The following is a 9,656-nucleotide window of genomic DNA, read 5'->3' on the forward strand; positions in this document are numbered from 1 at the left end:
AGGAGCGCCATGACGCCGCCGATGCAGAAGAACGCGAACGACGTGACCAGGTACAACGTACCGATGGTCTTGTGGTCGGTGGTCGTCAGCCACTTGATGCCCTTGATGTCTCTCACGCCCTGTCTGTGTACGGACCCGGCCCGGGCGTCACACTTCGACGGCGCGACGAGAATCACGGAAACGGGTGTGACGATCGCCGGGATGCCGGACACGAACGGAACATGAGCAACGACGAAACCTTCGCCGCTGCCTATCGCGAGCACTACTGGGCGGTCAGCCGCTACGTTGCGCGGCGACTGGACGGGCGGCCCGACGAGGTCGAGGAAGTGGTGGCGGACGTCTTCACCGTTGCCTGGCGGCGTCGCGGCGACCTGCCGTCGTCTCCGCTGCCCTGGCTGTACGGGGTGGCGCGCAACTGCCTGGCCAACACCGTCCGCGGCTACGGGCGCCGCCGCCGGCTTCTCCACCGCCTGGGCAACGAAGCGACCGCGCACGGCCGCCAGGTCGTCGCAGGTCCCGACGCCGAGACCCCCGGCTCCTGGGTCCTCGACGCACTCGCCCGGCTCTCCCCGGCCGACCAGGAGGTGCTGCGCCTGACCACCTGGGAGGAGCTGGCCGTCGACGAAGTCGCCGTCGTCCTCGGCTGCGGCACCCGGGCCGCGGCGATGCGCCTTCACCGCGCCAGACACCGGCTGAGAGCCGAACTCGACCGGCTGCGCCCCGCCACCGCCGCGACGACTCCTGCGCAGACGAAAGGACGCGACCGTGACTAGCGACCTGCGCGTCCCGCCGCCCCGGGCACCGGGTGCCGCGCGTGTCCCGCCCCCTGCCCGTACCGCCGAAGCGGCGCCCCCCTCGAAGGACCACGGCCATGGCTGACGAACTCGACCTGCTGCGCGCGGCCAATCCGGCCCGGCCCGACGGCCCGCACTACGGCGACGGCCCGCTGGACCGCCACGCCGAACGGCATCTGGACAGGCTGCTGCACAGCCCGGCACTCGGCCGCCGACGGCTGGTGTGGAGTCTCGCGGCTGCTGTCGCCGTCGCGGCAACCGTGGCAGGGCTGTTGTTCAGCGGTCCCACGACCACCCCGGCGGTGGCGGCCCCCCGGCCGCTCGTCGTACGAGCCGACTCCACCCCCGTGGACCTGGTGCAGTTGGCGGAACGGGCGCGTGCGGCCGCGGCCGACGGGACCCCCGCTCTGCGCAGGGGCACGCATGTGCAGACGTGGAGCATGGGCATGTCCGAAGACAAGCCGCCGATCACGTTGCCCGAGGAGCGCATCGTGCGCTGGAAGGCGGACGCCAGCCACACGGAGCTGGTCGTCGCCACCGACCCGCGTCACCCCGGCCGGCCGGTGCTCACGGACGAGGACAGCGCCCAGCGCAGGGTCGGCGACGGCCATGTCCTCAGCGACCGTACCTACCCGCCGAGTTGGAGCGACGCCCCGCCCGAGTCCCGGCCGCCGCACGACGCGGCGGGACTGGGTGCCTACCTCCAGGAAACGGCGTACAGCCGCACGGCCCTCACGACGCCCGAACTGCTCGACGCTGTACAGGAGTTGCTGAACCACTGGACGCTCGGCGCGGCCGAGTCGGCGGCGCTGGCGCAGCTCCTCGCGGACGCGGACGGGCTGCGGCCCGTCGGCCAGGTCACGGACCGGCTGGGGCGACCCGGGCAGGCGTACGTCTGCCCGGGGTCCGGCACCCGGAGGATGCTGATCATGGACTCGGACACCGGGACGGTCCTGGGACTGGAGACCACCTTCACCAAGGCCGAAACCCGCTATGGCGTCAAAGCGGGCGATGTCATGGAGTACAGCGCCTGGATGCGCTGAGGGCACGCGCCCGGCTGCCGGGCGGCGGCCACGCCCTGCGGCTGCCGGGCCGGCCTCCAGCGGTTTCCTTGCGGCGCCCCCGCCATGGCCGCCGCCGCTTCCCCGGTTCGTTCGGGATGAGACCGAACGCATCAGGAAGGCGGTTTCTGGCGTGCTGCGCGCCGGAGCGGGAACCCGATCCGGGAACGAAGTCGAAGTCAAGTGCGTGTTGCGACGCGCAGTCGAGTCTTTTCCAGAGCTGCCCAGGAGTCTTCCCATGATGATCGTCGGCGTGATCGCGCTCTGTGTAGTCCTTGCGATACTCGCTTTCTTCGTCCCGCGGCTGAGCCGGCACCCGCAGAACGGCGCACAGCGCACCCTGGGTTTCGGGTCTCGTGCGGGTTCCAAGGCTCCCGGTCCGCTGGGGCGCCTGCTCAGCAAGCCCTTCAGCTCCAGCTCCCGGGCCGTGGGCCGCAGCGGCTCCGCCGGCCGCCGGGCGCGTGGACGCATGCCGTTCTGAGCACGCCGTCCGCAACGAAGCGACCGTGCTGGTCGCGGCCATCAACGTGTGGCTGCGACCAGCACGGTCATATCTGGTCCCGGCTCTGCTGCGTCGGGGCGAAGGGTGCCCGGTGCGCTACCCGCGTCGGTGATTCAGCCGGCCGTCGGGTCAGCCGACGGTGTAGGTGTACGGGATCCCGATGAGCTCGGAGCCGACGGAGACACCCAGCGCGTTGTCCGTGTCCACGTACACGGTGCCGTGGACCACCGTGCCGACTGGCGCGGTGGGCTCCAGGGTGAGGGTCATCGTCGCTGCCTTCCCGGGTTCGGCGGTGACGGGGGTGTAGGGCTGGCCGTGCTGCCAGAACCGGCCGGTCGACGCGACCGCGTCGGTGTCGAACGCCTGGGTGGTGGCGGTGAGCGTGATCTTCACGCTGTCCTGGGCGCCCGCGTCGCCGCTCGCGAGCGGCCCGGACGGGGTCGGGAACGTCCACCACAAGCCGGCGCCGAGCTTGTCGGCGACGGCCACGGCGGTCGCGGTGCCGTCCGGGCCGCTCGGTGCGACCACGTCCGGCGACCAGTTCGAGCGCAGCAGCTCGAGGCTCGCCGGGGTGTCGGAGGTGGCGGTGGCGCGCAGTGCGGTGGTGTGTGTCGGCACCCACCAGGTCAGCAGGCCCGGAAGGGGCGTCGTGTCCTTGCCCTCGTCGGCCGCGAGGGCCATGTCGGTGGTCTTGTCGAGCCGCGGGTCGAGGAAGTAGGTCCGGGTCGCGGGGCCGGGGTTGGGCACGTGGACCGCGACCTTGAGGCTGCTGCCCCGTTTGATGACGTGTGCCGGGCTGCCGGGCAGGCCCGGGGCGGTGGCCGTCACGGCGTCGAAGCGGACCTTGCCGGTGACCTGCTCGCTGAAGTCCTTGCCGTTGCTGTTGCCTAGCAGGTTGACGATCAGCATCCACCGTCCGGGGGCCGGCCGGTTGGCGGTCAGGCTGGATGACTTCGTCGGCGTCTTCCCGTCCTTGGCCAGCCGGTTCCTGTCCTCGGCGAGGATCTGCCGCTCCGGGCTGACCAGGTAGTAGTCGACCGTGGCGGAAGGGTCCTTGGTGGTGAGGTCGATGGTCAGGCTGCGCCGACCCGCCGGGACGTCGAGGTAGTAGCCGCTGGTCTGGCCGAGGACCCGGCCGACGCCGCCGGTGACGGTGGCGGTGAACGAGGTGCTGTGCCCGGGCGCAGGGTCGGTGGGGATCAGCGTTCGCCGGGCCACCGGCAGCGACAGGTGCGTGCCCGCATCCGAGTCGAACTGGAGGGACGACGGCGTGTCACCGGCCTTGCGGGGCAAGGGGATCGACGCGTCGAAGACGGCGCTGCCACCCGCGGGGATGGTTCGGGTCCGCTGGGGCACGCCCGCCGAGGTCCAGCGGTGTCCGGTGACTCGGACCTGGGCCTTGCCCCGGTAACTTCCGGGCTCCAGCGGCGGTTCCTGCAGGCCCAGCCGGCCGTTGCCCCACACCACCTTGACCGTCCAGGTGCCGGGCACCGGTTTCTGGACGTCTACGCGCTGGTAGTTGCTGTACAGGCCGCTCTGGTCGTAGTCGTAACTGACCTGCGTCAGCCGCCCCTTCGGGTCGATGAGGAGCAGGGCCGGCTTGCCGGAGTCCGCCGTGCCGGGCCACACCATGGTGACGTCCAGCAGCGGGGTGCCGCGGGGCACCCGGACGGTGAACGGCTTGGCGGCGAGCTTGCCCTCCGCCGGGTGGTCGCTGTCGATCGGTTTGCCGACGGTGACGGTGCGTTCGGTGCGGAAGGTCTCCGGCCCGGCCGTACGGGAGGACAGGGTGACCCGCTGCGGCCGGGCCGCGGTGTTGGTCAGGGTCACGCTGGTCCGCCGGACGGCGCCCGGCTTCCCGACGACGCCGAGCTGACCGGCCGACGGGACGAGGGCGGTGCTGTCCGCCGCGCCGGCCGGCGTGCCCAGGGCCCGGGCGGCCCGGACGGCCGCGTCGGTGTTCAGCAGCCCGGCGCCCTGCTCGTCGGCGGAGGTGCCCAGGTCGGTCGCGGTGCCGGTGAGGATCCGCTTGACCAGGTCGGGCCCGGGACGGACCCCGTCGTGGGTGTCCTTGTACGCCTGGATGACGTCGGCCGCGGCGCCCGCCACGGAGGGCGCCGCCTGGCTCGTACCGCCGAACACCTGGGTCGGCAGCAGGCAGCCGGTCCAGCGCGGATCCACGGTGCACGCGGCCATGCCGACCATGCCCGGCGCCGTCAGGTCGACCACCTTGTTGTCCAGCGTGGTGCCGCCGGAAGACAGGGCGGCGATGTTGTTGCTGGTCCAGCCTCGGTAGCCGTAGCCCTGGGCGGCGAGGCGGAACGAGGTGGTGGCGCCGACACCGATCACCTGCGGGTCGCTGGCCGGGGAGCCGACGGTGCCGGAGCTGCCGGAATCGCCCGAGGAGGCGACGACCGTCGTCCCGGCCGCGACGGCGGCCCGGTCGGCCAGCCGGACCGGGTCGGTGGCCTCGTCCGGGTAGGGGTTGTAGCCGAACGACTGGCTGATGACGTCGACGCCGTGCTCCACCGCGTACTGGATGCCCCGGACGATGGAGGACGTCCAGCCGTAGCTGTTCTCGCCGTAGACCTTGACGCTCATCAACTCCGCGTCGGGCGCGTAGCCCCTGATCCGGAAGGTGCAGCCCTTGGGCAGGCCGGCGTGCGGCAGTTGCTCGGACATGTCGTAGGTGCCGCTGCCCTGCGCCGCGATGGCGCTGGCGTCACCGAACGCCTCGCCGCCGTCCGTGTGGTCCTTGTTCTCGTTGCCCGTGAAGTCCTGGTAGTCGGTGATCACCCGGCTGCCGTCGGGGCGGATGAACTCCGGGTTGTCCACATCGACGCCGTCGGCGAAGAAGGCAACCTTCACGCCCTTGCCGGTGGCGAGCTTCTGAGCGGCGTCGGTCTTGGTCAGCGACAGCCCTTCCGGTTCCGTCACCGGGTGCGCCGGGTCCTTGGGGCAGCCGGCGGCGGCTCTTCCGGCCGCCGACAGGGTGGCCGCGGTTGCGGCCGCCTGGGGCGCGTCCGGCAGTTTCACCGGCTGGTCGGGCACGACGGCGGCCACTTGCCGGTCGGCGCGCATCCGGGCTATCGCGGCGGGCTTGAGGCTTGCCGCGACGGCGTTGACCAGGCTCATCCGGGTCACGTGCGCGGCGTCGAGGTCCTTCAGCGCCTCCACCACGGGTGCCTGGTCGTCGGACACCTCTCGGTTGCGCCGTGCGGCGTCCGTCCTCGCCGACAGGTCGGTGTGCTGGTCGCGCAGCAGCACGATGACGCGCTGCGCGACGCCGGGCGTGGTGTTCTCGGTGACGGCCGTCACCGGGGTGATGCCCAAGGCCAGGGCGCTCAGCAGGACGGTCCCGGTGAGGGCCGCCCGCCTGACGGCTCTTCCTGTTGTTTTGTTGTGCACGTGAAGTCTCCGCTGGGAGTGGGGGGTTGCGGGCCGCGCAACGCCGCCCGCACGCCGATCTTCCCGCTCGCAGCGAACGCAGAGTTTTTGCCTTTGCCAAATTAATTGTCAAGACTTCAAGGAAGTCGGACATACCCCTCGGCACGGCTCCGCACCGCCCCTCCCGGACGTCCGCTTCAAAGGAGCGCGGTGGCGAACTCCCGCTCTCGGAATAGCAGTTGGCGGTCAGTCGCGCACGTGCAGCCCGAAGCCCGTGCGGCCCGCGGGCTCCAGCCCTTCCTTCAGCTGGAGTGAGGGCATCTCGTAGTCGCCGAAGTTCTGCCGCCGGAACGCGATCGGCTCGGTCGACTCCAGGGTGAGCAGGCGCTGCTGCCAGGCCTTGGCGACGTCCGGGTAGTCGTCGCCGGCCATCCGGTCGGTGCCGTACAGCACGAACGGTGGCAGCACCTCGATGCCCGGGTAGTAGAGGATCCCGTGGTGGATCGGGAACAGCAGGTCGTCGATGGGCCCGTTGATGCCGCGAGCGGCGTAGTGCGCCTGCGGGCCGCCGACGGTCACCGACAGCAGGGCCTTCCTGCCCGCGAGGGTGCCTTCGCCGAAGCGCTCTCCGTACCGGGTGTCGCTGTGCTCGCCGACGCCGTACGCGAAGCGGTAGGTGAACACCCGGTCCACCCAGCCCTTGAGGATCGCGGGCATCGTGTACCACCACAGCGGGAACTGGAAGACGACCGTGTCCGCCCACAGCAGCTTCTCCTGTTCGGCGAGGACGTCCGCGGTGAGCGCCCCGGCGTCGAAGGCGCGGCCCGAGTCCGCGACGACCTTCAGCGGACCTGAGGCGTGAGGACCGAAGTCCGCGGCGTCCACGACCGCCTTCCAGTTCATCGCGTACAGATCGCTCACCCGTACCTCGTGCCCGGCGTTCTCCAGCGTGGACACCGCGAGGTCCTTGAGCGAGCCGTTGAGCGACTCCGGCTCCGGGTGGGCGTAGACGATCAGCGTCTTCATGGGAACTCCTCGGGATCGGGTGCCCTCGATTCTGGGCGGCGCGGCACCCGGCGTTCAGGGACGCCCGATCCATCGGACGGGACTTCCTGGTAGGGGACTTCCTGGTAACGGCAGGACCACCTTCGCGGGGACCGTCGAGGCCATACTGAAGGCATGGACGATCTTGCGGGCTTCCTGCGGACCCGGCGCTCCCGGGTCGACCCGGCCGCCGTCGGCATCTCCACGGACAGCCGCCGCCGGGTCGAAGGGCTGCGCCGCGAAGAGGTCGCGCATCTGTCCGGGGTCAGCGTCGACTACTACGTACGCCTGGAGCAGGGCCGCGCGACCCAGCCCTCCGAGCAGGTCCTCGACGCGCTCGCCCGCGTCCTCGGCCTCGACGAGACCGAACGCGGGCACCTCTACCGGCTCGCCCGGCAGCGACGCCGGCGCGCGAAGACGCCGGGCGGGCGACTCCGACAGGAACTGCTGCGCGTCCTCGACCTGGTCGCCGAAGCACCCGCGCTGATCATGGACCATCGCCTCGACGTGCTCGCCGGGAACCGCCTCGCCCGGCTCCTCTACGGCCGGCCGATGCCGGGCCTGAACACCGCCCGGCACATCTTCCTCGAGGAGGCCGAGCGCGGCCTTTACGCGGACTGGGAGACATGCACCCTCGACGCGGTCGGACACCTGCGCCTGGCCGCCGGCAAGTACCCCGAGGACCCCCGACTGGCCTCGCTCATCGGCGAGCTGGCGATGGGCAGCGAGCGCTTTCGCCGCCTCTGGGCCCGTGCGGACGTGCGCGCCCGCACCCATGGGCGCAAGGCGTACCGGCACCCGCTGGTCGGGCTGCTGGAACTGCACCAGGAGAACTTCGCCCTGCCGGACGCGTCGGGCAGGGAGCTGCTGGTGCTGTCCGCGGCCCCCGGCAGCCCCACCGAGGACGGGCTCCGCCTGCTCGCGGGCCTGGGCGCGGATGCCGGTGACACGCATCCCACCCTGAACGCGCAGGTCCGCGAACAACCCGACGACGCCGACGTGAAGGGGGCTCCAAGGGCTTCTGGAGGGTTCTAGGGGGGACCGAAAACACAGGTCGCAGCCGGTGAGGGCTGCAACGAGCATGGTAGGCGGCCGTGGTGAGCGGCCGTCAGACCCGTCTGGCCCCGGAATCGTCCCGCCGGTGACGGGGTTGACGATTCACTGACCGTTTCAGAATGAGCTGGACGTGAGATGCGACATCACTCCCTGCTCGCAAGAGCAGTCACAGGACTTCATCCCAGACGTCGCCGCCGTCAGGCCAGGTCCTCAGCCACTTCCGTAGTGAGGCGGTCGCATGGCGAAGGCCGTCGTGAGGGCCTTCGCCAATGCCATTCCATCGTGCAGCCGCCGTAGGTGAGGAAGGGCCACTTTGGTGGCGTGCCCTCTGGCGTCAGCCAGGGAGGCAAGCCCGCCATCGGGTCCGAATCCTCCGTTGGCGACCTCGGTGTAGAGGCGCCGAAGCAGTTCGGGAAGACGGCGTCCGATTCTCCGCTCTGCCTTCTCGACGGCTGTCAGAGAGATCGAAGGGAACAGCGGCCCGCGAGGAGCGTCGGCGTAGCAGTCGGTCCCCTCCCAGTAAGGGAGGTCTTCCCCGTGGGGTGTCTGCGGCCGGCGGTCCGCGCCATGCGACGAGCCCGTTCTCGCGAGCCGACCGGAGCCGAATGCGGGCGGCAGATTCCGGGAGCCGCACAGGTGGGAACCGTGCGCAGTGGGCAGAGCGCAGGGGCGGGCCCGATCAGTTGGCCGACGTGTTCTGTGTCATCTCGGCTGCCTCGGTGATGGCGCGTTGTCTGAGAACGCCGAACAGCTGCATCGTGACGGCGGCCAGGACGTCGTCCCCGCCAACAGTCCGCCCGTCCCCGCGGCGGGTGGACAGGGCGAGGAGGGGGTCCTTGAGCAGCGGGGCCGGGGCCGGCTCGCCCGGCACCACCAGACTGACCGTCCCGAACCGCTTGACCCCACCCTCGCGGACGACCTGGGCCGCGTCCCGGGCCAGGGCCGTCAGGAACACGCTCGCGATTCCGTCCAGGTCGCGGACCATCGCCGGGACCGCCCTCACCCCCCGGCTCACCAGCAGCCTTCTCACCCCGGCCTCGAACCGGTGGGCGCCAGCCACACCACTCGGTGTACGCGCCCCGCGGCGCTCACGAAGGGACACGAGCGCACCATCGGCGTTGCGCATCTCGCCCATCAGGCCGTGGAAGGTCGGGCTGTGCAGGTACCACGCCGATCCCACCTCCACCTCGACGTTCCGGTCGATGGCTGAGATGAGGTCCTTGGGCATCAGTCTCTTCCTGGCCTCCTCGGCCGCCGCGTTTCTCGCGCCGTCGATGATCTCCGTCAGCACGGTCCGCGTCACCGACGCGGCGGCCCACGCGGCCGGCCGGGAGACGTGCAACGAGGTCACGTCCCTGAACACCGCTTTGACGAGCTGAGGCTTGAACGGCAGGTCGGTCACGACGGAAGCGGTCTGCGGACCGCTGCGCTTGGTGCGCAGGGGTTGTGTGGTCATCGAAGAATGTGCTTTCTGCTGTCGGAGGTGTCAGTGGCCCATGCCGCACCGGGCGGCGAGACCACAGAACTCTGCGGAGGGTGTCGAGCCGGCACAGGGCCTGCCGGGCGGGGCCGCCGGCACACAGAGGTGCAGGCGGCCCCGCCCGGATTCTCGGCGTTCCGGCGACCGGGCGTGCGGCAGGAGGTGTCACCCGGGCAACGCGCTGTGGTGCGGCGCCGTGCCGGTCAGGCGACCTGGTACCTGCCGACTTCCAGGAAGTGGCGCAGTGCTTCGGGTGTGTTGTCGTCGAGGGCGGCGTTGGCTGCCGCGCGCAGGGCCGGGCTGATGGACGGGTCGGCGAGGATGCGGGCGAT

General features: G+C 71.1%; 7 protein-coding genes and 2 pseudogenes. 4 read left to right on the forward strand and 5 right to left on the reverse strand.

The features are described from left to right. Positions 1-212, reverse strand: a pseudogene (locus ACZ7DE_RS31335) (aa3-type cytochrome oxidase subunit I); the annotation flags it as partial. Between the two features lie 9 nt (positions 213-221). Between ACZ7DE_RS31335 and ACZ7DE_RS31340 the strand changes: the two are divergent. The 3 genes from ACZ7DE_RS31340 to ACZ7DE_RS31350 all read left to right on the forward strand — a co-directional run bounded on the left by ACZ7DE_RS31340 (position 222) and on the right by ACZ7DE_RS31350 (position 2,336). Next, positions 222-773 (forward strand): RNA polymerase sigma factor, encoded by a 552-nt coding sequence (locus ACZ7DE_RS31340; protein ID WP_470767096.1) that lies wholly within the window; start codon positions 222-224, stop codon positions 771-773. A gap of 98 nt (positions 774-871) precedes the next feature. Beyond that, complete coding sequence (locus ACZ7DE_RS31345) at positions 872-1,837, forward strand: CU044_5270 family protein (protein WP_470767098.1); 966 nt, start codon at positions 872-874, stop codon at positions 1,835-1,837. A 256-nt stretch (positions 1,838-2,093) separates the two neighbouring features. After that, positions 2,094-2,336 (forward strand): DUF6411 family protein, encoded by a 243-nt coding sequence (locus ACZ7DE_RS31350; RefSeq protein WP_470767099.1) that lies wholly within the window; start codon positions 2,094-2,096, stop codon positions 2,334-2,336. A 150-nt stretch (positions 2,337-2,486) separates the two neighbouring features. Here the strand turns inward: ACZ7DE_RS31350 and ACZ7DE_RS31355 are convergent, their stop codons facing one another. Further along, positions 2,487-5,765: a S8 family peptidase gene (locus ACZ7DE_RS31355; protein WP_470767101.1), complete on the reverse strand. Its 3,279-nt coding sequence runs from the start codon at positions 5,763-5,765 to the stop codon at positions 2,487-2,489. Between the two features lie 225 nt (positions 5,766-5,990). Next, positions 5,991-6,770, reverse strand: coding sequence for an NAD(P)H-dependent oxidoreductase (locus ACZ7DE_RS31360; protein ID WP_470767103.1), 780 nt, complete (start codon positions 6,768-6,770; stop codon positions 5,991-5,993). A gap of 153 nt (positions 6,771-6,923) precedes the next feature. Here ACZ7DE_RS31360 and ACZ7DE_RS31365 point away from each other — a divergent pair, with 153 nt between their 5' ends. Then, positions 6,924-7,823, forward strand: coding sequence for a helix-turn-helix transcriptional regulator (locus ACZ7DE_RS31365; protein ID WP_470767104.1), 900 nt, complete (start codon positions 6,924-6,926; stop codon positions 7,821-7,823). 700 nt (positions 7,824-8,523) lie between these two features. On the opposite strand, the gene ACZ7DE_RS31370 is transcribed toward ACZ7DE_RS31365, so the two are convergent. Both ACZ7DE_RS31370 and ACZ7DE_RS31375 read right to left on the reverse strand, forming a co-directional pair. After that, positions 8,524-9,300: a hypothetical protein gene (locus ACZ7DE_RS31370; protein ID WP_470767106.1), complete on the reverse strand. Its 777-nt coding sequence runs from the start codon at positions 9,298-9,300 to the stop codon at positions 8,524-8,526. Positions 9,301-9,527: 227 nt separating this feature from the next. After that, positions 9,528-9,656, reverse strand: a pseudogene (locus ACZ7DE_RS31375) (ALF repeat-containing protein); the annotation flags it as partial.

Source organism: Streptomyces sp. NPDC037083, assembly GCF_055606485.1.